This is a genomic window from Thauera sp. 63, from assembly GCF_000310165.2.
Taxonomy (GTDB): Bacteria; Pseudomonadota; Gammaproteobacteria; order Burkholderiales; family Rhodocyclaceae; genus Thauera; species Thauera humireducens.
Genome location: NZ_AMXC01000007.1, coordinates 156,172 through 179,667, shown reverse-complemented (window position 1 = coordinate 179,667; position 23,496 = coordinate 156,172). Strand labels below are relative to the sequence as shown.

The 23,496-nt window shown below is 60.0% G+C and carries 19 protein-coding genes and 1 tRNA gene; 11 read left to right on the top strand and 9 right to left on the bottom strand.

What is annotated here, in order from left to right; all coding sequences use genetic code 11:
* Positions 1–57 precede the first annotated feature (57 nt).
* Positions 58–1,683, top strand: coding sequence for an ABC-F family ATPase (locus C664_RS08845; RefSeq protein WP_004257856.1), 1,626 nt, complete (start codon positions 58–60; stop codon positions 1,681–1,683).
* On the opposite strand, the gene C664_RS08840 is transcribed toward C664_RS08845, so the two are convergent.
* The 3 genes from C664_RS08840 to C664_RS08830 all read right to left on the bottom strand — a co-directional run bounded on the left by C664_RS08840 (position 1,684) and on the right by C664_RS08830 (position 6,081).
* A complete protein-coding gene (locus tag C664_RS08840; protein ID WP_004257853.1) occupies positions 1,684–2,451 on the bottom strand; it encodes a 3'-5' exonuclease in 768 nt (255 codons plus the stop codon).
* Positions 2,452–2,461: 10 nt separating this feature from the next.
* Positions 2,462–4,339 (bottom strand): DUF294 nucleotidyltransferase-like domain-containing protein, encoded by a 1,878-nt coding sequence (locus C664_RS08835; RefSeq protein ID WP_004257849.1) that lies wholly within the window; start codon positions 4,337–4,339, stop codon positions 2,462–2,464.
* Between the two features lie 110 nt (positions 4,340–4,449).
* A complete protein-coding gene (locus C664_RS08830; protein WP_038011331.1) occupies positions 4,450–6,081 on the bottom strand; it encodes a BCCT family transporter in 1,632 nt (543 codons plus the stop codon).
* A gap of 245 nt (positions 6,082–6,326) precedes the next feature.
* On the opposite strand from C664_RS08830, the gene C664_RS08825 reads away from it, so the two are divergent.
* The 4 genes from C664_RS08825 (at position 6,327) to C664_RS08810 (ending at position 9,052) form a co-directional block, all read left to right on the top strand.
* Positions 6,327–6,716: a PTS sugar transporter subunit IIA gene (locus C664_RS08825; protein WP_004257842.1), complete on the top strand. Its 390-nt coding sequence runs from the start codon at positions 6,327–6,329 to the stop codon at positions 6,714–6,716.
* 42 nt (positions 6,717–6,758) lie between these two features.
* Complete coding sequence (locus C664_RS08820; protein ID WP_004257833.1) at positions 6,759–7,028, top strand: HPr family phosphocarrier protein; 270 nt, start codon at positions 6,759–6,761, stop codon at positions 7,026–7,028.
* A 2-nt stretch (positions 7,029–7,030) separates the two neighbouring features.
* Complete coding sequence (gene ptsP / locus C664_RS08815) at positions 7,031–8,761, top strand: phosphoenolpyruvate--protein phosphotransferase (RefSeq protein ID WP_004257830.1); 1,731 nt, start codon at positions 7,031–7,033, stop codon at positions 8,759–8,761.
* Positions 8,762–8,980: 219 nt separating this feature from the next.
* Positions 8,981–9,052, top strand: a tRNA-Gly gene (locus tag C664_RS08810).
* A 514-nt stretch (positions 9,053–9,566) separates the two neighbouring features.
* On the opposite strand, the gene C664_RS08805 is transcribed toward C664_RS08810, so the two are convergent.
* Positions 9,567–9,734: a transposase gene (locus C664_RS08805; protein WP_004257827.1), complete on the bottom strand. Its 168-nt coding sequence runs from the start codon at positions 9,732–9,734 to the stop codon at positions 9,567–9,569.
* A gap of 499 nt (positions 9,735–10,233) precedes the next feature.
* On the opposite strand from C664_RS08805, the gene C664_RS08800 reads away from it, so the two are divergent.
* From C664_RS08800 to C664_RS08780, 5 genes are read left to right on the top strand one after another with little or no spacing between them, the layout of a single operon-like run.
* On the top strand, positions 10,234–11,391 hold the full coding sequence (locus C664_RS08800; protein ID WP_157354080.1) for a tyrosine-type recombinase/integrase: 1,158 nt from the start codon (positions 10,234–10,236) through the stop codon (positions 11,389–11,391).
* Entirely contained in the window at positions 11,388–14,756 is a 3,369-nt protein-coding gene (locus tag C664_RS08795) for a hypothetical protein (RefSeq protein ID WP_004257821.1), read from the top strand. Before C664_RS08800 ends, C664_RS08795 begins: the two co-directional genes overlap by 4 nt.
* Positions 14,757–14,764: 8 nt before the next feature.
* Positions 14,765–15,430: a hypothetical protein gene (locus C664_RS08790; RefSeq protein WP_094267241.1), complete on the top strand. Its 666-nt coding sequence runs from the start codon at positions 14,765–14,767 to the stop codon at positions 15,428–15,430.
* A 24-nt stretch (positions 15,431–15,454) separates the two neighbouring features.
* The gene (locus C664_RS08785) at positions 15,455–15,949 is read left to right on the top strand and encodes a hypothetical protein (protein ID WP_004257814.1); all 495 of its coding nucleotides are present in this window, start codon (positions 15,455–15,457) and stop codon (positions 15,947–15,949) included.
* Complete coding sequence (locus tag C664_RS08780; protein ID WP_038011327.1) at positions 15,942–18,035, top strand: ATP-dependent DNA helicase; 2,094 nt, start codon at positions 15,942–15,944, stop codon at positions 18,033–18,035. Before C664_RS08785 ends, C664_RS08780 begins: the two co-directional genes overlap by 8 nt.
* Before the next feature lie 117 nt (positions 18,036–18,152).
* Here the strand turns inward: C664_RS08780 and C664_RS08775 are convergent, their stop codons facing one another.
* Positions 18,153–18,656: a hypothetical protein gene (locus C664_RS08775; RefSeq protein ID WP_004257807.1), complete on the bottom strand. Its 504-nt coding sequence runs from the start codon at positions 18,654–18,656 to the stop codon at positions 18,153–18,155.
* Between the two features lie 164 nt (positions 18,657–18,820).
* On the opposite strand from C664_RS08775, the gene C664_RS20285 reads away from it, so the two are divergent.
* Positions 18,821–19,087: a helix-turn-helix domain-containing protein gene (locus tag C664_RS20285; protein WP_198291504.1), complete on the top strand. Its 267-nt coding sequence runs from the start codon at positions 18,821–18,823 to the stop codon at positions 19,085–19,087.
* 743 nt (positions 19,088–19,830) lie between these two features.
* Here the strand turns inward: C664_RS20285 and C664_RS20280 are convergent.
* The 4 genes from C664_RS20280 to C664_RS20645 form a co-directional block, all read right to left on the bottom strand.
* A complete protein-coding gene (locus C664_RS20280) occupies positions 19,831–20,460 on the bottom strand; it encodes a DUF4272 domain-containing protein (protein WP_083483072.1) in 630 nt (209 codons plus the stop codon).
* A 68-nt stretch (positions 20,461–20,528) separates the two neighbouring features.
* Positions 20,529–21,437: a hypothetical protein gene (locus tag C664_RS08765; protein WP_004257788.1), complete on the bottom strand. Its 909-nt coding sequence runs from the start codon at positions 21,435–21,437 to the stop codon at positions 20,529–20,531.
* 58 nt (positions 21,438–21,495) lie between these two features.
* Entirely contained in the window at positions 21,496–22,959 is a 1,464-nt protein-coding gene (locus C664_RS20650; protein WP_157354077.1) for a PIN-like domain-containing protein, read from the bottom strand.
* A gap of 36 nt (positions 22,960–22,995) precedes the next feature.
* Positions 22,996–23,451 (bottom strand): hypothetical protein, encoded by a 456-nt coding sequence (locus tag C664_RS20645; RefSeq protein WP_157354073.1) that lies wholly within the window; start codon positions 23,449–23,451, stop codon positions 22,996–22,998.
* Positions 23,452–23,496: the final 45 nt, after the last annotated feature.

Here is a 23,496-nt window from a genome sequence, read left to right as displayed (position 1 = left end):
CGCCTTTGCCTGCGCTATAATGCAAGGCTTTGTTTTATCTGAAAAACAGGATTTTCCGTGCTCGTCGCAGCCAACATCACCATGCAGTTCGGGGCCAAGCCCCTGTTCGAGAATGTCTCCGTCAAGTTCGGCGACGGCAACCGCTACGGCCTGATCGGGGCCAACGGTGCCGGCAAGTCGACCTTCATGAAGATCCTGTGCGGTGCGCTCGAAGCCTCTGCCGGCAACGTCTCCAAGGACGTTCATGAACGGATGGCCTACCTGCGCCAGGACCAGTTCGCCTACGAGGACATGCGCGTGCTCGACGTGGTGATGATGGGTCACGAAGAACTGTGGGCGGCGATCAAGGAGCGCGACGCGATCTACGCCAACCCGGACGCCACCGAAGACGACTACATGCACGCCGCCGAGCTCGAGGGCAAGGTCGGCGAATACGACGGCTACACGGCGGAGGCGCGCGCCGGCGAGCTGCTGCTGGGCGTCGGCATCGACACCGCGCTGCACAACGGCCCGATGAGCGAAGTCGCCCCCGGCTGGAAGCTGCGCGTGCTGCTGTGCCAGGCGCTGTTCGCCAACCCTGACATCCTGCTGCTCGACGAGCCGACCAACAACCTCGACATCAACACCATCCGCTGGCTCGAGGACGTGCTCAACAACCGCGACTGCACGATGGTCATCATCTCGCACGACCGCCACTTCCTGAACCAGGTCTGCACCCACATGGCCGACCTGGACTACGGCACGATCACGATCTACCCGGGCAACTACGACGACTACATGGAAGCGTCGACCATGGCGCGCGAACGCCAGTCGTCCGCCAACGCCCGCGCCAAGGACAAGATCCAGGAGCTGCAGGCCTTCGTGCGCCGCTTCTCGGCCAACAAGTCCAAGGCCAAGCAGGCCACCAGCCGCCTGAAGCTGATCGACAAGCTGAAGCCCGAGGACGTGAAGCCGTCCAGCCGCCAGTACCCCTGGATCCGCTTCGACTACGACGAGAAGGACAAGCTGCACCGCCTGGCCTGCGAGGTCGACAACATCTCCTTCGCCTACGAGGGCATGGAGAAGCCGCTGATCAACCGCTTCTCGATCGCCATCGAAGCGGGCGAGAAGGTGGCGATCATCGGCGAGAACGGCGTCGGCAAGACCACGTTGATGAAGCTGCTGGTGGGCGAACTGCAGCCGCAGAAGGGCGCCATCAAGTGGGCGGAGAAGGCCAAGCCGGGCTACTACGCGCAGGACCACTCGGCCGACTTCGCCGAGGACGTCAGCCTGACCGACTGGATCGCGCCCTACTCCCGCATCACCGCCGCCGCCACCGGCGAGGACAACGAGACCCTGCTGCGTGGCACGCTCGGCCGCCTGCTGTTCTCGGGTGACGAGGTGAAGAAGTCGGTGAAGGTGATCTCCGGCGGCGAGCAGGGCCGCATGCTGTTCGGCAAGCTGATGCTGTCGCGTCCCAACGTGCTGCTGATGGACGAGCCGACCAACCACCTCGACATGGAATCCATCGAGTCGCTGAACACCGGCCTGGACAAGTTCAGCGGCACGCTGGTCTTCATCTCCCACGACCGCGAGTTCGTCAGCTCGCTGGCGACGCGCATCATCGAGATCAAGCTCGACGGCCAGATCGTGGATTATCGCGGCACCTACGAGGAATACCTGTCCTCGCAAGGCCTGGAGTAATCACAGCCAGAGCGCGCGCAGCGGCGTATCCGGCGAGAACCGGTGCGCCACCTGCGCCTGCAGCAGTTCGGCGGTGGCGAGCGCATCGGTCAGCGCGTGATGGGCGCGGTAGCGCGGCAGGCGGTAGCGCGCGCGGCTGTCGGCAAGACGGATCGACACCGGCTCCGGCTTGCGCCCGAACAGGCGGGCGAACAGGCCGGGCGCCGGCTGGCGGTGCAGTCGTGCCTCCAGCGCCATGGTGTCGATGACCGGGAATTCCAGCCCTTCGCCAATCCGCGCCTTCAGCGCCAGATCCAGGAACGTCCGCTCGATCTCCCGGCAATGCACGACGACCACGCGGCCGGCAAGCGTCGCTAGCAGCTCATCGACGATCGCGCCGAGATCGGGTGCCGCATCGATCTGCGCGTGCGTGATCGCATGGAGGGTGACCGAGTCGGGCTTGAGTTCGCTGCGGGGCCGCAGCACCCAGTAGCGCGAGGCACTGGAGGCGATGCGGCCGAGCGTCATCGGCACCACGCCGATGCTGACGATCTCGTCATGCGCCGGGTCGAGACCGGTGGTCTCGACGTCGAGCGCGACCATCGGCACGTCCTGCAGCACCGTATCGCCTGCAGGCACCCCACGGGCGTAGAAGGCCCGCAGCCGCGGGTCGTCCGCACCGGCGGCCAGATCGATGAAACGCCGCGGCCAGTCGAGCGCGCCCGGCGGGTCGCCGCGCCTGCGCGGAGCGTGCCCTTGCGTACCTTTCAGATCCCCCAGATGCAGCATCGGGCCGTCCTCAGTTGGCCCGCCCGGGCTGGTAGCGGTACTTGAGGAATTTCTGCGCGTTGCCAAGGATCAGGAAGGCGTCGCGCAGGCTCTTGCGCTCGAACTCGGACAGCTTTTCCGGATCGATGCTGTTGTCCGGCGCCTCGCCCGCGGCCAGGGATTCCGCCTGGTGGCGGGCGCGCACCATGGCGATGAACTCGAGCGCATCGTACAGATCCTGCCCGCGGCCCAGCGGCAGGATGGCGGCGTCGATGATGTCCTTCAGGCGCTCGAAGGAGTTCAGCGAGGCCGAGCCGATCGCCAGCGCATGCACCCGGATCAGGTCGGCCAGCGGCGCGGTGCCGCGGCGCTTGATGTTGATGACGCGGGTGTGGCGGCCGTCGGATTCGACCACGAAGTCCTTGAAGAAGCCCAGCGGCGGCGTGCGCAGCAGCGCGTTGCGCGCCATGCAGGCGAGGAAGCGCGCGTTGCCCTTCGCCTTGCGCGCGATCAGCTCGCGCAGGCGCGCCGCCCACTCCACCCGCCCCCACACCCCGTCGAGGTCGAAGAAGATGCCGGCGTTGAGCAGGGACTCCGGCGTCGGCCGCTCGATCCAGTCGCTGAAGGTGCGCTCCCACACGCGCAGGGGCTGGCGCCATCTCTCGTTGGTCGCCATCACCCCGCCGCTGCAGTAGCTGTAGCCGCAGCGCGCCAGGCCGTCGCTGACGAAGGCGGCGAGCGCCGCGAAGTAGGCATCGTGCTGCGCGCGGTCGAAGCGGTTGTCCAGCACCAGCGCATTGTCCTGGTCGGTGACGATGAGCTGCTCCTGCCGCGCCATCGACCCGAGCGCGAGGAAGCAATAGGGCACGGGCGGCGGGCCGAGTTCGGCCTCGGCCAGCTCCAGCAGGCGTTGCTTGAAGCTGCGCCCGATCGCGGCCATCGCGCTGCCCACCATGTGCGAGCTCGCGTCTTCGCCCAGCATGCGCACGAAGCACGCGCGCACATCGGGCACCAGCGCGGCGAGTTCGTCCATGGATTGCGCACGGAAGATACTGCCGACCACGAACAGGCTGTTGCGCGACTCGTAGCGGATGATGTCCGACAGGGCAATGATGCCCAGCGGGCGCTGGTTCTTCATCACCGGCAAGTGATGCACGTTGTGACGCAGCATCGCCAGCATGGCCTCGAACACGAGTTGGTTGTGGGCCACGGTGACCACGCCGGCAGTCATGATGTCGGCCACCGGGGTGTCGTAGCCGAGGCCGGGCGCGAGCAGACGGGTGCGCAGGTCGCGGTCGGTGAGAATGCCCGACAGCAGGGGCAGTTCCGGCACGTCCGGGTTGTCATCGACGATCAGCAGCGAGGACACGCCCTCTTCGGTCATGCGCCGAGCCGCCTCGTGCGCGGTCGCCGTGCTGCCGAGGGTGACCGCCGCGCGGCCGACCAGGGTGTCGACGGTGGCCGACATCAGGTCGTTGGCGTCCTCGCGGCGCGACATGACCTGGCGCAGCCGCGTGCGGTCCTCGATCTCGACGTGGTCGGCAAAGGCTTCGTTGTTCTCGAACAGCTCGAGGAACACCGGCTGCGGAATCAGGTACAGCAGCGTGTCCTCCAGCGCCGTCACCGGGAAGCGCACGCGCCCGTGGCGCAGCAGGCCGAACTCGCCGAAGTAGCCACCTGCCGTCAGGCGGTTGTAGAGCGTGCCGTTGCGACGGAAGACCTCCACCGCGCCGCTGCGCACGACATGCCAGAACTCGGCCGGCTGGCCGAAGGCCACGATCTGCTCGCCGGCCTTGTAGTAGCGCACGTCGACCGCAGCGGCCACGCGCTCCAGCACGTCGTCCGGTAGGTCGCCGAACGGCGGGTGCGCGCGGAGGAAATCGAGGATCTCGAGCTGTTCGACCTGCATGGGTTCGATCCGTGGGAAAGGGCGTCTTTGAAGCGGGGCGAAAAGGAGCAGTCCCGCCGGCACGGTGCGAACATACACCGTGCAGGCGGGACCGGCCCGTCATGCGAGGTTCAGGACGACCGTGGTTCGGACGCAAGCCCCTTGATGATCGACACGCTCGCGACCAGCAGCACGATGGCGAAGGGCAGACCGGTCGACACCGCCATCGCCTGCAGCGCCACCAGGCCGCCGCCCAGGATCAGCGCAATCGCCACCAGACCCTGGAAAACCGCCCAGAACACGCGCTGCGGCACCGGCGCGTCGACCTTGCCGCCAGCCGAGATCACGTCGATGACCAGCGAGCCCGAGTCGGACGAGGTGACGAAGAACACCACCACCAGCACGATGGCGATGAAGGAGGTGATCTGCGCCAGCGGCAGCGCATCGAGCATGGTGAAGAGTTGCAGCGGCAGTTCGGCCTGACTCGCCGCCTCGTAGCCGTCGCGCACGAGCTGGGTGATCGCCGTCTCGCCGAACACCGTCATCCACAGCACGCAGGCCAGCGAGGGCACGATCAGCACCGACACGATGAACTCGCGCACCGTGCGGCCGCGCGACACGCGGGCAATGAACATGCCGACGAAGGGCGACCACGAGATCCACCACGCCCAGTAGAAGGCCGTCCAGCCCTGCGAGTAGTTCACGTCCTCGCGCTCGACCGGGTTCGCCAGCGCGGGCAGGTATTCGAGGTAGGCGCCGAGATTGGCGAAGAAGCCGGTGGCGATGTCCAGCGTCGGGCCGACCGTGATCACGAACAGCATCAGCAGCAGCGCCAGCAGCATGTTGATCTCGGACAGGCGCTTCACGCCCGCATCCAGCCCGGCGACGACCGACGCCAGGGCAATCGCGGAAATCCCCATCACCAGCAGCACCTGGGTGGTATTGCCGAGCGGCACGCCGAACAGGAAGTTCAAGCCCGAACTGGCCTGTGCCGCACCGTAGCCGAGCGAGGTCGCCAGGCCGAACAGTGTCGCCAGCACGGCGAGGATGTCGATGAAGTGGCCGGGCCAGCCCCACACACGCTCGCCCAGCAAGGGATAGAACACCGAGCGGATCGTCAGCGGCAGCCCCTTGTTGAACGAGAACAGCGCCAGGCCCAGCGCGAGCACCGCATAGATTGCCCACGGGTGCAGCGCCCAGTGGAAGATCGTGGCGGCCATGCCGAGGCGGGTGGCGGCCGCGGCATCGCCGGCCGCGCCGCCGAGCGGAGCCCAGTCCGTACGCACGCCGTTCTCGACCGCCGTGCCGCCCAACGCGCTGCCGAAATGCGACAGCGGCTCGGACACGCCGAAGAACATCAGGCCGATGCCCATGCCCGCTGCAAACAGCATCGAGAACCAGCCGAGGTAAGAATAGTCCGGCGTCGCCTCGGTGCCGCCCAGACGCACCCTGCCCAGCGGCGAGAACGCCACCACGAAGCACACCAGCACGAAGACATTGCCGGCGGCGAGGAAGAACCCGTCCAGATTGGACGTCAGCCAGCTTCGCATGCCGCTGAACAGCGGCTCGACCTGGTTCTGGAAAGCCAGCGTCAGCACGACGAAGGCCACCACCAGCAGGCCGGAGATGGCGAACACGCGGTTGTGGATGTCAAGACCGAAGGGGCCGACGTTGACGATGATGTTGTCCTGCCCGACCTGGTAATCGGTATCGATGGGGTTGACGGCCCCGTCAGGGATCATTGGATCCTTTTTGTCAGTCATTGGCTCTCCTGCTGATTGCCCGATCAGGGGCAGTTGTTGTTTGTGGAATATTTGAGCAAATACATTCTAACAAATGCACCTCTACCCACAAAGCGCAATCTTCCATTCAGATCATGGACTTGGCGCCCACGCCTCTCATTTGTCATTTTCAGGCCGCTGCGAGATTGAGCCCTGAAACCCCGTTAACGTCCCAGCCGAGCTGCGCCCCATCGGCTAGAATCGCCAGCGGAGAAAAGCGAGACGACATGATCGGAATCTTCCTGATAACCCACGGCACGCTCGGCGAATCGCTGATCCAGTGCGCCTGCCACGTGCTCAACAAACGCCCCCCACAGATTGTTCAACTCGGGCTGTCGGCGCAGGACGACCCGCTCGACATCCTGCCGCAGGCGCGGCAGATGCTCGGCTGGGCAGACAGCGGATACGGCGTGCTGATGCTGACCGACATCTACGGCGCCACGCCGTGCAACGTCGCCGCCAAGCTGATCGAGCACGGTCGCGTCGAGGCGGTCGCCGGCGTCAACCTGCCGATGCTGCTGCGGGTGCTCACCTACCGCGAGCGCGACATGAACACGCTGCTCAAGCGCGCCGTGTCCGGTGGCTGTGACGGCGTGCTGCACATCGAATCAACCTAGGCGCCTGAGAGCGCGCACAAGAACACTGCGGGGGAGCACACCATGCCGAAGGCCGACGCCGAGATCATCAACAAACTGGGGCTGCACGCCCGCGCGTCCGCCAAGCTGACGCAACTCGCCAGCAGCTTCCCCTGCGAGGTCTGGCTCGAGCGCAACGGCCGGCGGGTCAACGCCAAGAGCATCATGGGCGTGATGATGCTGGCAGCCGCCCGCGGCAGCACGATCACCATCGACACCGCAGGCGAAGACGCCGACAAGGCGTTGCAGGCCATCCAGGACCTGATCGCGGACAGGTTCGGCGAGGGAGAATAAACATGACCTTCGCCCTCCACGGCCTGCCTGTCTCCCAGGGCATCGCGATCGGCCATGTGCACCTGATCTCGCACGCCCTGCTCGAGGTCAACCACTACCTCGTCCAGCCCAGGCACCTGCCCGACGAACTGGCTCGTCTGGACGACGCCGTCGCCACCGTGCAGGGCGAGCTGGTCGGCCTGAAGGCGGCCGCCACCTCGGGTCAGACGCACAGCGAGGTCGGCGCCTTCGTCGACCTGCAGCTGATGATGCTGGCCGACCCGCTGCTGATCGACTCGGCGCGCAACCTGATCGAGACGCGACGCTGCAACGCCGAATGGGCGCTGGTGCAGCAGATGAATCACCTGGTCGAGCAGTTCCGCCAGATCGAGGACCCCTACCTGCGCGAGCGCCAGGCCGACGTGGTGCAGGTGGTCGAGCGCCTGGTCAAGGTGCTGCTCGGCCACCCCGGCCACCTGCCGCCCAAGCGCCGCGACGGACTGGGCACCATCATCGTCGCCCACGACCTTTCGCCCGCAGACACCATCGGCTTTCGCGACCACAATATCGCCGGCTTCGTCACCGATGTGGGCGGCCCCACCAGCCACACGGCCATCGTCGCCCGCAGCCTGAAGATCCCGGCAGTCGTCGGCCTGCACCACGTACGCGACCTCCTCCAGGCCGACGAGCTCGTCATCGTCGATGGCACCCGCGGGGTGATCATCGTCGGCCCGGACGAGCGGATCGTCGAGGAGTACCGCCTGCGCCGCAGCGAACTGGAGATCGAACGCTCCAAGCTCAACCGCCTGCGCGACACCCACGCCTCCACCCTCGACGGCGAGACGATCAATCTCCTCGCCAACATCGAGGGCCCCAAGGATCTGCCCGCAGTCAAGACCGCCAACGCCGACGGCATCGGCCTGTACCGTACCGAGTTCCTCTTCATCGGCCGCGACACGCTGCCCGACGAGGACGAGCAGTACGAAGCCTATCGCTCCGTTCTCAAGGCGCTGCCGACCAAACCCGTCACGATCCGCACCTTCGACGTCGGCGCCGACAAGGCGCTGGCCGGCGCCCCGGCGCGCGTCGAGCCCAACCCCGCCCTGGGGCTGCGTGCGGTGCGCTACTCGCTGGCCGAGCCGAAGATGTTCCTGACCCAGTTGCGCGCCCTCCTTCGCGCCTCGGCACACGGCAAGCTGCAGATCATGATCCCGATGCTGGCCCATGCACAGGAGATCGACCAGTGCCTGGCCCTGATCGACAAGGCCAAGACCGAACTGCGTGCGGAGAAGCAGAAGTTCGACGAAGCCGTGCAGATCGGCGGCATGATCGAGATTCCCGCGGCGGCGCTGTCACTGGGCATGTTCATCCGCCGCCTGTCCTTCCTGTCGATCGGTACCAACGACCTGATCCAGTACACGCTGGCCATCGACCGGTCGGACGAGGCGGTCGTCCATCTCTACGACCCGCTGCACCCCGCGGTGCTGAAGCTGATCGGCGGCACGATCGCGACAGGCGCCCGCTATGGCGTGCCCGTCTCGGTGTGCGGCGAGATGGCCGGCGATCCCAGCTACACCCTGTTGCTGCTCGGCATGGGCCTGCGCAACTTCTCGATGCACCCGGGCAACATCCTCGAGATCAAGCAGCAGATCCTGCGCTCGGACCTCAGCGACCTGGCACCCAAGGTGCAACGCATCCTGAAGATGGACGAGCCCGCGCGGGTCCGCGAGGCAGTCGAGCGCCTGGCCACCTGACCGGAGGCGTGAGCCTGGCCGACATCGGCCCAGGCCGGCATTGCCACGACGGGCAGCCGGCCATTAGAATGGCGACCTTGCTCGTGCCGGCCTCAGGGCTGGTCGACTCGGCGGGTGTCGTATAATGGCTATTACCTGAGCTTCCCAAGCTCATGACGAGGGTTCTTATTGCAGCCTGGGCCAGATGCACGTTAGGATAGTCTGAAGTAGTGTCTCAACGCGGGTGTCGTATAATGGCTATTACCTCAGCTTCCCAAGCTGATGACGAGGGTTCGATTCCCTTCACCCGCTCATTTCCCTATAGTTTCCCCTCCTTAGCACAAAACTCACCCTTTGTTGCACTTAGCAACTAAAGGTCACGTTGGTTAGACTTTCGCCAGTTGCATCCTTGCCGAAGGTTAGTTGTGCTTAAGAATGTCGCGTTAGTTCTAACAACGCTGGATGGAAATCAGGTGTGGCTGCGGCTCGGCCCAGACGACCAACCGGTACGCGCCCTCAGAGTTTTCCCAAGACCCTCGAATGGCGCGCTGTAAGCACCAGAGCCAACTAATGCAGGTGGCTTGCTGAATCCATGCGAGGGTTCGAGAGTTTCCTCTCCCCAGCACACAACCCACCATTAGTTGATTTTTCGACTAACTGTCACGTCGGTTAGCCATTCGCCAGTTGAATCCCTGCGATGGTTACCTGCTCGGCCCTAACGGTCACCCGGCACGCGCCCTCGAAGTTTCCGCTCAGACCCCTGAACAACGTTCTGCAAACACCAGATCCAACGTAAGCGCCCGGCGAACCCGTCTTGCCGTTTCGCTCAGGTGCAGTCGCTCGGCTGCCAGCGATGGACCTGGTTGGCGTTCAGGCCATTGGCCAGGGCCACGCCGGCCACCGAGACGCCGGGCTCACGACAGGCCGCGACCACCGACCGCTTGAATGCTTCGCCGTGCGTGCGCCGGGCTCGGCGAGGGATAACGAGGTCCATAGTGTCCACCATCAAGATTGATGGGCACGATCTTCATTGGGCTAAGCGGCTAGGGGAAGGTGGGTTCGCCGGGTGCTTACGATCCACTACTGCAGGTGGCTTGCTGAATCCATGCGAGGGTTCGAGCCCCTTCATCCGCTCGCTTCCGTAGAGTTTCCCCGTCCCCAGTGCACAAGCCACCATTATTCGCATTTTGCGAATAATGGTCACGTCATTTAGCCTATCGCCAATTGAATCCTTGCAATGGTTAGCTGTGTTAAAAAATGTCTCGTTAGTTCAAACAACGCTGCATGGAAAACAATCGTGGCGGCTGCTCGGCCCAGACGGCCACCCGATACGCGCCTTTGACGTTTTTGCTCGGACACTCGAGCGACGCTCTGTAAACACCAGGGCCAACTACTGCAGGTGGCTAGCCGAATTCTTCGACTATTTGTTCGAAGCCTCGATTTGGACACCGACTGGGCAAAATGGCAGTGCGAGCCATGAAACTTTGCTGGAGGTGCTTGAAGCCTACGACGAGTACTTGGTGCTTGGGGCCAATTCAGGTAACGCCATCGCACGCAGCATTGACGAGACCCTACCCTCTCCACACATCTCTAGAAGGTCCTCCGCTACCAAGCATGCCGCGGTTAGGAAGTTCCTGAAGCTCTCTGAGCGAGTTCGCGCGCAGATGTTGGAGCTGACCAAGGCCGGCGCTGGGTCTGCCATCATAGACGAGCAAAACCTGCTCGTTGGCATCGGTGACAAGCACGAAATTCCCCCGTTTCAACGCCGTGCGCTAATCACTAACTCAATGTTGGCCGGCGTTATTGCCAGGGGGCCCAAGCTGATTGAAGAAAGCGTTCTGCCTACCACCGTTCCTGACATAACTTACGAGCACGAACGAGCATTCCCATTTGACAAGGTAGGCGACGTCTTAAGTCACCTCAAAACCTACCGGGATAAGGCCCTATACGCCCTTTGCGCTGCAAGCGGCTGCCGTATAAGCGAAGCATTGCAGCTTCTATGGGACGACCTCGACACGAAGGCCCAAGCAGTGCGGCTGGTGGCCCCCAAGAGCCGGCCAAGCTGTCGGTCCTATCTAGCACTCGACCCCGAGGAGCGGGACCTTCTCGTATGGAAAGGCAGGGCGACGCCGGTGACCCTGCTCATCGAGCCGTTTGCGACAATGTTTTTTGAGGCGCTGGCTGCATACATGCGCTACGAGTACCTCCCCCACGCCCGGCACGGCTTCGTCTTCCAATACACGCGAGGCGGCGAACAGGGGCGACCTTATTTCCTTGCCGCTGCTTCCTCTAGAAACGGGGTGTTGAATAGGGCCATCAAGCTTGCCGGCGTTGAGCACGTAGAGGGGCCACATTCACTGCGGCACATGTACGGGACGTATCTCTTGAACTACTTCCCGCGGCTAGACGGCACGTACGGACTTCCGATTGGTATCGTACAGAAGCTCATGGGACATCGTCAGGCGAAGGACACGGCTAAGTACGCTCGTTACGACAGAGACCTGCTGGAGGCCGAACTGAAGTACGCGAACATGATGCTGTTCGGCAACGGCAAAGTGCGCTCAGTCAATGAACTCAAACGTGCGGCCTTGTTGTCTCGACTCGCCGAGGTGGAAGCTCAGTTGGAAGAGAACGAAAGTCAAGCAGCATGATTAACACGACGAAGAGCGAACTCGTTTTTCTCCAAACTGGTGAGGAACTGCACAAAAGTGTTGTGGCAGCCCTCAGCGATGCCAGTAAGTGGGTGCTACAAGCGTATGAACTCCAAGACCTCGACCTATCCGCGGTTACGACGAAGAGCCACCTCGAGGCCGCACTGCCAGCGCATATTGAGAGATTCATACTGCGAGAAGGTGGAGCGCACTTCGACGAACAGTATGTGAGGGACGTCTTCGCCTTCGTCAGCACCAACGTTGGCCATTGCTCGCCCAATCTGTACGCAGCGGTGACGCGAAGCCCGTTCGTGACGAGTAGCGGCAAGAGCGTGTATCGCAAATCGTACCTTCCGCCGCTGCGCAGGGGCTTTTCAACCTTCCTGATTGCTTTGCACATCCGCCGGGCGATAGTCCTGCCATTCTCGTTTCAATGGCCGCGGGGTTTGGACCTCGGCTACAAAGGCGCCACTGTCGGGAAGCGTGAGTTATGCCCGCTAGAGCACTTGCCTGAACTGTTGCGGTTTATTCGTTCATTGGACTACCGCGAGGGTGCGCAGCAGACCGAAGATGTGTTCAACACCTACAACTCGAAACAGCGCGAGCGCCTTGTCTGGATGAGTCAGCGGCTCATTATCGCTGGAGGGTGGCTTGAGCCAGCCGACGTCAACTACGAAGACATGCTGGCGCTAAAGGCCTCCAACGACGAAACGGAGTTCTCCGGCCACAGTGACCTTGGCATGCTGCTGCTTGCCGACCTGCTAGAGCGCAAATACGGCGATGCTTCGCCAGTGAATGCCGCGGGCTGGCGCGCGGTACTCGTGAACACGCGACCGACGAGAATGCTTGAGGGTGTCGGAAGCGCGCTCGGCAAGGGAAACGCCAACCTCGTCGAGCAAGCAGCCGCGCTAAGCCCTGCTGCCATGGCACCGGAGGCGTTGGCGAGGGTGGAACGGCTTCCCGGGTTGGAGTTCAACCTGAAGGCGAACGCAGAAACCTGGATTGGCATAGAACGCACGTTCCTGCGCAAGGTTCGGATGGAGAACAAGAGACAGCGTACTGCTGCTCTCGGATACCTGAACATCTACCTCTTCGGTTACCTCCCTTACTGGTATGCCGAAAACCCAGATTTTGAGTATGAGTTTCCTTCGATGCCAGCAAAGCTAACATCGGCGGTCTTTGTTTCTGATTTGGGGTTGCTCGATGGTAATTTGCGGCCGATGTCCTTTGTTGATTTCCTTGACTCAGTCGCTCGAATCCGAGGATGGGGCGCTAGTACCCATTACGGTTTCCTCAAGCAAGTCGCGCAACTGTTCGCATTTATTGAGCGGTACAGCGATTCCTTACCTGGCGCCAAAGATTTTCGCCAGCCGCTTCACACGCATGACTACCCCGCTCTCACAAAATCCACTGGAACAAACAAGCGGCCCATTCCGCGGCGTGTCTTCAAGCTATTTCTGTCCTACATAGAAGCATTGGCGACCCTTTCGGCCGTCCTGCTAGAACGGGCGGTAGCCGGGGAACTTAGCGGCAATGACATCGTTGGCCTCAGTTCACGTCGGACAATCATAGATTGCTTTGAGCGCCAAGACGTCTTCGGATTCATCCCCGTGGTTTTCCATCAGGGCAAGGCATTCCCCTTGAGGTTGATTCCCAATGTTTTCTACGCCGAAGCAAGGCGGCTGAAGAGCGGGCATGTAGCCAAGGTTCCACATCCGCATCCTCTGCATCAGATTATCGTTTCGCTCTACACCGGCTTGCGACACAACCATATTCAGTGGCTCGATAGTCTGGCGTTCGACCAGCATGTTGATGATAGGCCTGGCGGTCGGGAGTTTTCGGAGCTTCATGTCAATACCGACAAGACGAAGTCGAAGGCTTGGAAGTCGTTCGTCAATTTCAGAGTCATTGAAGTTCTCAGGCAGCAGCGGGCGTGGCGAGAGTTGATTGATGAGCCCGGGTTCAGTAAGAAGGTCTATTACAACAACAATCCGGAAAGTAAGTGGGGAAGCTTTTTCCCATTGTTTTCGCACTCGCCTGACGGGCGACCACATACGGACAAGTTCTACTCGTCGTGCTGGAGCCGGCTGCTAAGCGGCCTTCAGGGCCTTCTGGGCACAGTTGGGGTAAAGGGGGTTCGATTGATTCGCTTCTTGCCCCCTGGAGTGGCGTACGGCGACCCATGCATGGATGAGAAGCTGCGTGAATACGGGAGCAGCCAATCACGGATTTGTGAAGTCTCCATAAAGTCTGACATCACTCCGCACAGCGCCCGTGTTAGCGTTGTTTCCCATGCTATTGGCATTCTTCCGGCGGACCTCATTGGACGACACTGGACGGGACAAACTGAGGCTACCGTCTATCACTATGTCGTTCCTGACGAGGAAGAGACCTACGCAGAGCAGCAACGGCAGAATTTGGCGCTGCGGCAGAGGGGCTATGAACAGGGCTATGAGGCGATGCTGCGTGCCGCCCCGGGGCAGAGAAGTCCCTACATCAAGGCGGATGACGTCAACTCAAATTTGTCGAAGAGCCTGAAGGCCAACGTCGATGAGACGATTACGGCTTACGGCTGTATCAGTTTGAGCTTTGGGGAGGAGAGCAAGACAGGCCTTGATGTGCTGAGAGATACCAGAGCAGTCGGCGCGGTCGAGAACAAGACCGAAATCTGTCCTTACGGTAACCAGTGCCCACCTGAGGTGGTGGCCCAACTCAAGGGGTGGAAACGGTGTGCTCCCTGCCACTTTGCTGTGCGCTCTGTAGACCATCTCCCTGCCATCACTGCAAGGATACGACAGGTTCTTGAGGGGTTAGCGGAGATTGAGGCGCGGATTGCAGCCGCAGAGGACGCGGATGATTTCACTGCCGACGAGCTTGACGCATTGGAGCAAAACCGTGATGTCCTTGCTGAAGACTTGGCTGCATGGCAGATGGCAGCCGAGGTGCTCGAGGTGATGCGCCAACGAATTGCTGCCGGGAAAAGCACGAAGTCTTGGCATGTTCAAGAGCCGGAAATCATAGAAAGGCACCTCAGCCGAGCGTTGTTTCCAACCGACACGACCGAGTACGTGTTGGCCCGACTGCAGGAGAGTGAAGCCTTCCCGATGCTCGAAAGCCCGCAAATCCGGGCGCGGTTCGATTTGCTGCGGCGACAGTTGCTATTGAACACGGGGAACATTCGGGCTGCCTTGAAGTTGGAGCCGTCTGCCAATCCCGGGGCAGAATGTCTAGGGCTGTTAAGGTCAATCGTGGAAGCTCACCACCTCACGCTGGACGACCTGAAGGAGATGCTCGAGTCTGATGATTCTTACCTCGACTCGATTCCGAGCCGGCCACTCAAGTTGCTACCGAAGGTGGTGGCATGAGGAAGCCAATGTTGCCCGCTGCGACGAAAACGAAGAAGTGCTCAACGAACCCGTTCAAAGGCTATCAGGACAAAGTCGTAGCGGAGCGAGAACAAATAATCGTCCGATACCTCGCGTCACTGCGAAAAACTCGAGCCAAGTTCGAATACGTCACCGACTTGGCAAAGGCCGTCGCGGAGCAAGTCGAGTTGGCGGAAGGTAGGCCGTGCAGCTTCACCACTCTGCTTCGGAACAAGCGCTACAAGGCCTTGTTGCTGAACTTCATGGCAATACGGTCTAGGACAGACGCTGTCCAGGTATCCGACCCCGCTGCTCAGGCGCTTATTCATACCGTTGAACTCGAGTTGGGCAACGTAAAGCGCGACAACGACCGCCTGCGTGCCTATATAGCGGACCTTGAGGTGAGGCTGAGCGAGCATCCGGCACTGTCATCCTCGACTACGCAGCGCTCAGAGAGCGCAGACGAACTTTCTCGATTATCAAATGAAAAAGCGCTGGCCTGCAAAGCTTTGTGGTTGGTACTGGAACACTTCAAGGACTTGGTCAGTATTGATGCAGACCGCGGCAGCATCATCGACCTGGCAGCCTCGAAGCGCAAGAACGTCATCGTCGAACCAGAAATCGCACGGGTCTTTCTCGACTGGGTCCGCGCGAATTCCAAGGTTGGCAACTAGGCATTGAGTCGGGGAGGGCATCGCATGGGCACGCTGAGCGGAAAGGCGCTTGGAGCGGACTACCTTCGCAAGGTCGAGGCATACCTGGCGAAAGCTGACTTACTCCCTGTGTCTCGTGACGGCACCTTGAATGTCACTGCCATCGCTGAAAGCGCCGGTATACCAAAGCAGAGCATTTACAAGAACCCGGCCATACGGCGGGCGATTGAGGAAGCGAAGGCCGCTCGTGGTCTTGATTCGTGGGCGGAACGGCGTGCAAGCACGCCACAGGACTGCGTGCAAGCTCCGGCAGAAGCGGCCACCCCTGCATCCCAGAGCGCCGCGTTAAGCGAAAACAAGCGCCTCCAGGCCGCTGAACGACGAGTTAGCGCTTTGGAGCAGCAGAATGCAGCGCTGATGGCTGAGAACTTCGAACTTCGTCGGCAGTTAAAGGCCCTCAAGCAGCAACTCGGCCGTCAGGACATGATGATTGATACCGGACGCCGCGTTCCCCCGCCCGTACCCCTGAACGATGCCTGAAGCAGTAACTCTCTCGGTCAGCGCGCTGCTGTATCACGACGCTCGTAAGGGCGGCGCAATCTTCTCTGGCGATGACGAGGCTGGCCAACGAGTTAGAGTGGTTGCGCCATACTCAACTATTTCCCGGGTTCCCGTGCGTGGCGAGACTTGGCGCATAGATGGCGCCTACGAATCGCACCCGCAGTACGGTCGGCAGCTCAAGGCGACTCGCTGCCAATTCGTCGTCCCTCGGGGTCGCCTGCTCGTTCGGTATCTGTCACGTTCGAAGTCGTTTCCTGGCGTCGGGGAGGCAACGGCTGCCAAGCTCTATGACGAGTTTGGCGAGGGGCTGGGCGACGTTCTGCTGGCTAGCGACGTCGAGCGACTTAGGAAGGTCATTTCTCCCGCCCTCGCGGCCATCCTCGTTGAAGGGTGGTTGGCCCGGAAGACCGAGATGGAGTTGGTCTCTTATCTCGACCAAATGGGCTTCGAGCCTCGTTTGGCCGATAAGCTGGTTCAGTGCTGGGGTGACGCCGCAAAGGCTACCATTGACGCAAACCCGTACCTCCTGCTGGCCGTTGCCGGTTGGAGCCGTGTGGATGCCGAGGCTCAGAAGCTGGGCATAGCTCGCACGGACCATCGGCGGCTGGTTGGCGCGATAGAAGCTGCTCTCTACAGCCGCCTCAATGTCGGCCACACGCTGACTTCGCACGACACGACAGTCAAGCTCGCCACCTCCCTAGTCGGAAGGGAGCACTGCACCAAGGCAATCGCTGCGGCACGGGAGGATGGCGCAATTGTCGGGTCTCCAGGTCAGGGGTATCAGCCCGTTGGGGTGAGCTCGCTAGAGCAGGGCATAGCGGCGCGCCTGCGCGCCATGATTGCGGGGAAGGCTCCTGCCCAGGGCTACCTATTCCACGCCCCTTCCGATGCTCCTACGGACGCGTTAATCGCCGAATACGAGGGCCTACAGGGCATCAAGCTCACCGACGAGCAGAAGGCGGCTATCCGCATGGCAGCCAACCGCCAGTTCAGCTTGGTGCTCGGCGGCGCTGGCGTGGGCAAGACGACTGTGCTTGGGGGCCTCATTCGCGTCTTGGAGGCCCATCGCTGGTCGATACTCCAGTTGGCACTTGCTGGTCGAGCGGCCAAGCGAATGGGTGAGGCTACGGGCCGGCCTGCAATGACCATTGCAAAGTTTCTGCTTGGAATTCGGTCCGGAAAACTGGAGCTCGCGCCACGGACGGTGCTGGTGGTCGACGAGGCGTCGATGCTCGACCTGCCAACGCTCTACCGAATTCTGTCGCAGTTGCCAGACGGTTCTCGACTGCTTCTCGTTGGCGACCCGGCGCAGCTGCCGCCCATTGGTTTCGGGCTGACGTTTCACCGGCTTGCCACCAGCGATGCGGTGCCGAAGCAACATCTTACCCAGGTGCACCGCCAAGCCGCATCAACAGGCATACCCGCGGTTGCAGCGGCTATTAGGAACCATCAATTACCGGCGCTTGCAGAGTTTTGCGGAGCGCGACCTGGCGTGTCAGCTATCAGGTGCACACGCGATGAAATTGTTAGCGCGCTATTCGAGTTAGCACGAGTCTGGGCGGGCGATGACTGGCGTGTCGTTGGCTCCGTCAAAAATGGCGCAGCAGGCGTCAATGACCTCAACACCTCGTTCCATCATCGCTTCTCGGCAGGGAGAGCACGTCTTAACGGGTATTCGTTCGCAGAGGGTGACCCCATCGTCTATCTCCGGAACGACTATGACCGCGGTTTGATGAACGGAAGCCTAGGGACCGTCGTCGAGGTGCATTCCGAAGAGTGTGTCCTCGTGGCTGACTTCGAGGGCGACCGTCATATCCTGGCGGTCGGCGACCTTGCCGACATCGATCTGGCGTATGCCATTACATGCCACAAAGCTCAGGGGTCACAGTTCCGCCGGGTGGCAATCCCTTTGGTCAGGAGTCGACTGTTAGACCACTCCCTGATTTACACGGCGCTGACCCGCGGCGTCGAGCAGGTTGTGCTCGTAGGTGACATGGCGGCCCTGCACGCCGCCATCAAGTCCCCGCCTCGGGCAAGTCGACGAGAGGTCGGGTTCACCGTTTGACCAGGGCCATCCTGCAAAAGCCACCTGTAGGAAGCGAAGCGGAAGGGGTCAAGGAGCCGCCCGCAAGCGCAGCCCGCAGCCGCGGGCGAGCCCGAACGGGTGAAGACGGCAGGCCTATCATGTTCCGTCAAGTCCCAGCAGACAAGCGGAGCCCAAGCTATGGCCCTTTGTTTTGCGCTGATGTTTCAGGAGAGCACGCAACGCCGCTTCTCCGTATGAAGAGCCGGGCGCCGTAACGTCTTTCAAAGCGCAGATAACCTCAGAGCCACAAATGGTGAAGCTGGCTCCCTCATCCTTAGCGCATTCGAGTGCAGCGAGGATACTGACCGTACGGTACGGTATGACATCGACCATTTCAGGGCGCCTTGCATAAACAGTAAGCTTTTCCGTAACGCGGTCAAAAGTTGCGAACACGCTTCGCGAGTCGCCCATAACCTCAACGCCATCTTCTTTATTTAACTGATAGATGACCTCAAGCGGAGAGAGGTTTTCCACGTCAGGGAGGTGTTCAACAGTGGCGCCAGCGGAGGGTTGTGTCTGAGACGCTTCAGCTTCCTTCGCGTCTCGGTACTTATCGGCGCTTTCCAGCATCATGTTCAACGCGTCGCTCAAGGACTTCATGTCAGGTCCAGTGATGGTGATGTTAGGAAAAGGCAACCTTATCGCCAACGGGAGGCATGGCGAAGCCAGTCGGCGCACTTACTCAAGAGGCGCAACCAGGTTCTCTGTTTTGAATAGCCGATTTTGGACTATTCTGTTTTGGACTTCAAGCTGTCGGCGTATCCATGCATGGCACGCCGATGGAAAAATCCATTCACACAGAGCAGTATGCGCAGCTTTTGACGCTTCTAAGGAGTACGCGCGATGTTGCTGGGGTAACGCAGGTTGAGCTCGCTTCTCGGTTAAACGCGACACAGACGTTCATCAGCAAGTGCGAACGCGGCGAGCGTCGACTGGACATTGTTGAACTTAAACAGTGGTGCGAGGCAATCGGTTTGTCTCTGGTCGAGCTTGCTGTTCGTTTTGAAGATGCCTGCAACAAGCGAGCATGATAGTCGTTGAGGGGCGCTCGCGGCGGGGCGCAGTCACGAGTTGATAGGAACCGATTGAGCAGCGCTCATTAGCCTTTCCGCCCACTCACTCAACGGAACCTGGTCCTCCGTGCCTTGACGTGCCTTCTTTAAGGCTAGGTAAATCTCACCCTAGACACGACTAAAGTCGTCGTCCTCGCCGGCGTTTGGGATTGCTGCCAACGAGAGCGCAAAGCGTCGTCGCTGGCTACCAACGCGAAGCCGCTCGCGGAAATCGATTATCCGTTTCTCGGCTGGTGTAAGAACCTTGGTTACCTCGATGCGGCCATGGGCCGTTACCGTTACGTCGACCTGATCGCCTGCCGAGACATGAGGCCGCTTGAGAGCTATCAGCGGGATCGCGAGAAAGCGGCCAGGCTTGATTCGCGCAGTAGTCCGCATTTTCCTCATTGCTTCTCCTCTGACGAATGAGCGACAAACCAATGCTCACATGAGCACATCATGCTTCGAGCACTTTTCCCTCTTGGCCGCACTCAAGCTGGATTTGGGCGTCAGCCTGCCCGTTCAGTGGCTTTGGGGCAAGCCCAGGAACCAATTTTGGTCGAGACGACTTGTCTGCTAGCGGCAGCTTAGGGGAAGCGAAACTCCAACGACTGCTTTCCGGCGACGAATCTGACGAGTCGTCGGTCGCAAGCCGACCCACTGCCGCCGTTGAGCTCTCAGGGAAGCTGTCACTCAACGTGTAGTTAGGCCTCATTGGTTGGCTAAGTATCCAAGGAGACGTCATCCCACGTCTCAGCTGCACCAACGACCCAGTCTGCAGCGTGGCGCCTGAAACTAATGCGCGGGAGTACGACACGTTGGTCGGGTTGCCCCTGGAGATTTGCCTCGACGGCAAGCCAATGAAGCATGTAAAGCGTATCTGCTTCTTGGAGCAGTTCGCCGATTGGTCGCAAGCGCGCATTGGCTATGAACTGACTTGGATCAGCACCAGCTTTAGGAAATTGGCTAGCTAATGTCTCGCTGCACGGAGCAAACTGATCTAGTGTCACAAGGCCCATGCTCCATGCCATGAACTGAATGGCTTCAATAAGCCAGCTATGGAAGGCCTTGGCTTGATCACTGCCGTCAGGATTCGTTAATAGGGCTTGTTCCTCTGAACTTAAGTGCTCCCACAGCGCAAAGCGCTCAAGATCCTTGCGCACCTTTTCGGCCGGGGCTCCAAAACAGAAAGCAGCTACATAGCCTGCTGCAATAGCCCTTGCCGCAACCTGTGATGCCGACTTGGGTTGTAGATCAACCAATGATTCGACAAGGGGCAAATGCTCGTTCGGATTTAATCGCCAAGCGGCAAAGCGGCGAAGTGTCTCAGTTCGGAGTTCGGAGGGGTTCATGAGGCTTAACGTCTGACATAACCGGCGCTGCGCGGCTTCATCGCGCAGCGTCCGTGTTGATGGATGGGTTAGCCCTCATCGCCGGACGGGACTAGCGGAACTTGTTTAATTCGGGGAATGTGGTTGTGCACCTCTACCACCTCATAGCCGATATTTGAGTAGATGCCAGTGTCGAGGTCTTTCGTTTGCTTGATGGCGAGGGTGACTTCAAGGGTGTCGCCGGGTGCGATGGTGATGTCGTGGGCGAAGAAATCAACGTAAAACTGCTCATGAACCACAGGCGCAGAAATCTTGATACCACGCCACATGAACTCCCACTTGCGCTTGGACTTTTCAAGAATCGCCTTGATGATCTGGAGTTCCGCCGCCTCAAATATCACCCGCGCATCTGGATCTTCGGGGATCTCGCTTGCCAGAGTTTGCAGAACGGCGCGGGGAATTGGTATCTGCGGTGGTGGCGAGTCCATCGCAGGAACCAGACCAAGGCTGCGAACCTTTTCATCACTTGCGACGGCATCGAATGTCTTAGTCATCGCCTTCACGAATTGAGGGTTCTTCTCTACCTTGCGGGTGGCGTCGTAGACGTTCCGAGGGACGACGACGCGATCCTGCCCGCGCTGAATTACGACCTCATCGGTTTTGACTTCAACGGAAATCTTGTTGTCGAGTGACAGTGTGCGCTCGTAGATGTAGTTGCCGAGGATTCCAATTACCACCCCGACCACGACTTGGTTGGAAAATAGGTTTCGGGACGTGGAGTAGATGGCGCGGATAAGGGCACGAAAGCTACCGGGGCCAAGCGCCTCCACGACGATTTCGATTTCGCAGCCCGCGTTGAGGGTGCTGTTCGCGGCCTTGGCTGCGTCAGCGAGCGCGACGAGCGTCGATGCGAGCGTATACGCATTGATGCGCGTGTCTTCGGTGTCGAAGTGAATGACTACCGAGTGTTCGAACTGTGAGATATCAACGACGGGCATAGACGACTCTCAGAGGGCTAACGTAGAGCTAAGGGACGCCAAGTTAGAAATTGCATTATCAGAGGAAGTCATCTTCGTCCCTGGCTGGTTCTTGCTGGTGAGCTAGCACCTGAAAGTCATCGTCCACAACTGCCCCGATGACGATCCCATCGATTGGGTATTTTCTGAGCAGTCGACCTAGACGTCTATGCAGTTCGGACTTTCTTTCTGTATGCAGGATGTCGAAGAAGTCTTCCTCCGAGATGGCAATTACTAACGTAAAGCCGGACAACCTGCCTTCCTTCGTCTCCATGTAACCGCGAAGCATACTGGTGACCACAGATGGAGAGACCAGCATTCGATCAAACTGACGTAGGTACTTAACTTCGTATCCGTGGGCATCATCGTCGCTCCTGACCAAGAAGTCTGGAAACCCGCGAGGATTAGACTCTACGAGTTCTCCGCGACGTTCCAACCAACGCTCAACACAACTTTCAATTTCTCGCTGATCCATGCGGCCCGAAAGATAGCGCTCCTGAAGGTCAGTCGCTCGGGGGTCGATAAGGGCCGAAAGCTGTCGTCCGAGGAATTCACGCACATTGGCGGATGAGGTAGGGCTAGATAGCGCAACCTGTTTGATCTCTGCGACTGATTCGTTCGAAACCGACGCAGAAGAGTATTTGTTTGCATGTTCCACAAACTGGACCGATGAGTACATCCAGAACAGTTCAACAGCGCCTTCTCTTTGAATTTCACGAACTAGTTCGGGATGTGGGCCAATAGTTTTACCCTGTTCTCGCCACCACCAATCCTCTTTACGATCAGCCGTAACCAGCAAGACGCTCTTTGTATTCGTATCCTTGACATGCTGAATCAACTGCCTCCAAAGTATGAGGTCACCATACTTTCGTTGATATTTTATGTGGTCGAATATAAAACTTGCTTCATTTGGGTTCTTGTCTTTGTCTGCATCGGCGAATCCTGGGGGAATCTTTTCCTTATATCGGTCTTCGCCGTTAACCACTAGGTTATCTAAGTCTGCTTGGCTAGTGGGGCCAGTGCCAACACGGTTGTTTAGCAGCAAGTCAAGCCGCTCGCGCACAGGATCAGACGCGGAAATATCTAGCTGAGCGTTATGTGTGGTCTTTATGGCCTCTAGAAGCTGGTTATTCGCAGTTTCAAGTTCCGTTAGGAGCGACTGAGATTCAATCCCTAAACCACGCTTATCAATCTGGAGGGCATCAACTCTCTTCTTGATGTCGGCAACTAGGTCGCTTGTAGCCGTGAGGGCTTCTTCCGTCGCCTTTCTCTCGCTTGCAATAACGGTTAAGCGACGCCGTTGAAATTCAAGAGCAACCTGATGTGGTATCCACAAGCGATCCTTGAGTAGCTCCAGGACGTTTATCAGCTCGTCACGGGCAGTGGTTGGTAGGCGATACAAATTCAAGAGGACATTTGTATCCAGCACAATTAGACCCTCTTGCCATAGGCGCTCGTACTGTTCAACGGTAGGCGGGTAATAGCCGTAGAAATTTGTTTTCATGGCAAGCGCTTTATCCGGGTAAGTATGTGGCGATTTCTAACGTTCGACATGAGCGGCATGGCCCGGCTCGCCGGGGCATGTCCGCTCGATGGAGGGGTTAGGCGCCTGGTTGAGCACTTGCTCGCGTACAGCTCGCAGGACATTCACCAACTTCTTACGCTTACGCGGTGATTTCAGTTCGGCTGGCAGGCGACTGAGCCAGTGACCGTTAGGACCAACGGGAAGCCCACGTTTTGCAGACAGCTGCCTGGAAGTTGGCATTGGCTTCGAGGAGAGTACCTCGATGAAGTGGTCTAGCTGAGCGGGAGCACTGAACTGCAGCTCATACTTTTCAAACTGAACTCGCAGCGTTTGGTAGCCCAAGTGCGGCACCTTTGGAGGCGCGGGCGGATCGAATTCGGTTTCGGTCCCCGCCACAGGCACATGCACCCAGAACGCTAGCGGGGCAGTTCGCCAGTCCTTCTCGAAGGTGAAGTGATACGCGGGCTTCATGCGCGGGCGCCTAACTTTGTTTTCTGGCGACAATTCTGCCGCATA

What these genes read in the sequence shown, in the direction of transcription:
- C664_RS08820 (WP_004257833.1), top strand. Translation starts at nt 6,759, where the DNA reads ATGCCGAAGGCCGACGCCGAGATCATCAACAAACTGGGGCTGCACGCC.
- C664_RS20645 (WP_157354073.1), bottom strand. Translation starts at nt 23,451, where the DNA reads ATGAAGCCCGCGTATCACTTCACCTTCGAGAAGGACTGGCGAACTGCC.
- C664_RS08840 (WP_004257853.1), bottom strand. Translation starts at nt 2,451, where the DNA reads ATGCTGCATCTGGGGGATCTGAAAGGTACGCAAGGGCACGCTCCGCGC.
- C664_RS08785 (WP_004257814.1), top strand. Translation starts at nt 15,455, where the DNA reads ATGGGCACGCTGAGCGGAAAGGCGCTTGGAGCGGACTACCTTCGCAAG.
- C664_RS08835 (WP_004257849.1), bottom strand. Translation starts at nt 4,339, where the DNA reads ATGCAGGTCGAACAGCTCGAGATCCTCGATTTCCTCCGCGCGCACCCG.
- C664_RS20285 (WP_198291504.1), top strand. Translation starts at nt 18,821, where the DNA reads ATGCATGGCACGCCGATGGAAAAATCCATTCACACAGAGCAGTATGCG.
- ptsP (WP_004257830.1), top strand. Translation starts at nt 7,031, where the DNA reads ATGACCTTCGCCCTCCACGGCCTGCCTGTCTCCCAGGGCATCGCGATC.
- C664_RS08790 (WP_094267241.1), top strand. Translation starts at nt 14,765, where the DNA reads ATGTTGCCCGCTGCGACGAAAACGAAGAAGTGCTCAACGAACCCGTTC.
- C664_RS08765 (WP_004257788.1), bottom strand. Translation starts at nt 21,437, where the DNA reads ATGCCCGTCGTTGATATCTCACAGTTCGAACACTCGGTAGTCATTCAC.
- C664_RS08775 (WP_004257807.1), bottom strand. Translation starts at nt 18,656, where the DNA reads ATGAAGTCCTTGAGCGACGCGTTGAACATGATGCTGGAAAGCGCCGAT.
- C664_RS08795 (WP_004257821.1), top strand. Translation starts at nt 11,388, where the DNA reads ATGATTAACACGACGAAGAGCGAACTCGTTTTTCTCCAAACTGGTGAG.
- C664_RS20280 (WP_083483072.1), bottom strand. Translation starts at nt 20,460, where the DNA reads ATGAACCCCTCCGAACTCCGAACTGAGACACTTCGCCGCTTTGCCGCT.
- C664_RS08825 (WP_004257842.1), top strand. Translation starts at nt 6,327, where the DNA reads ATGATCGGAATCTTCCTGATAACCCACGGCACGCTCGGCGAATCGCTG.
- C664_RS20650 (WP_157354077.1), bottom strand. Translation starts at nt 22,959, where the DNA reads ATGAAAACAAATTTCTACGGCTATTACCCGCCTACCGTTGAACAGTAC.
- C664_RS08780 (WP_038011327.1), top strand. Translation starts at nt 15,942, where the DNA reads ATGCCTGAAGCAGTAACTCTCTCGGTCAGCGCGCTGCTGTATCACGAC.
- C664_RS08830 (WP_038011331.1), bottom strand. Translation starts at nt 6,081, where the DNA reads ATGACTGACAAAAAGGATCCAATGATCCCTGACGGGGCCGTCAACCCC.
- C664_RS08805 (WP_004257827.1), bottom strand. Translation starts at nt 9,734, where the DNA reads ATGGACCTCGTTATCCCTCGCCGAGCCCGGCGCACGCACGGCGAAGCA.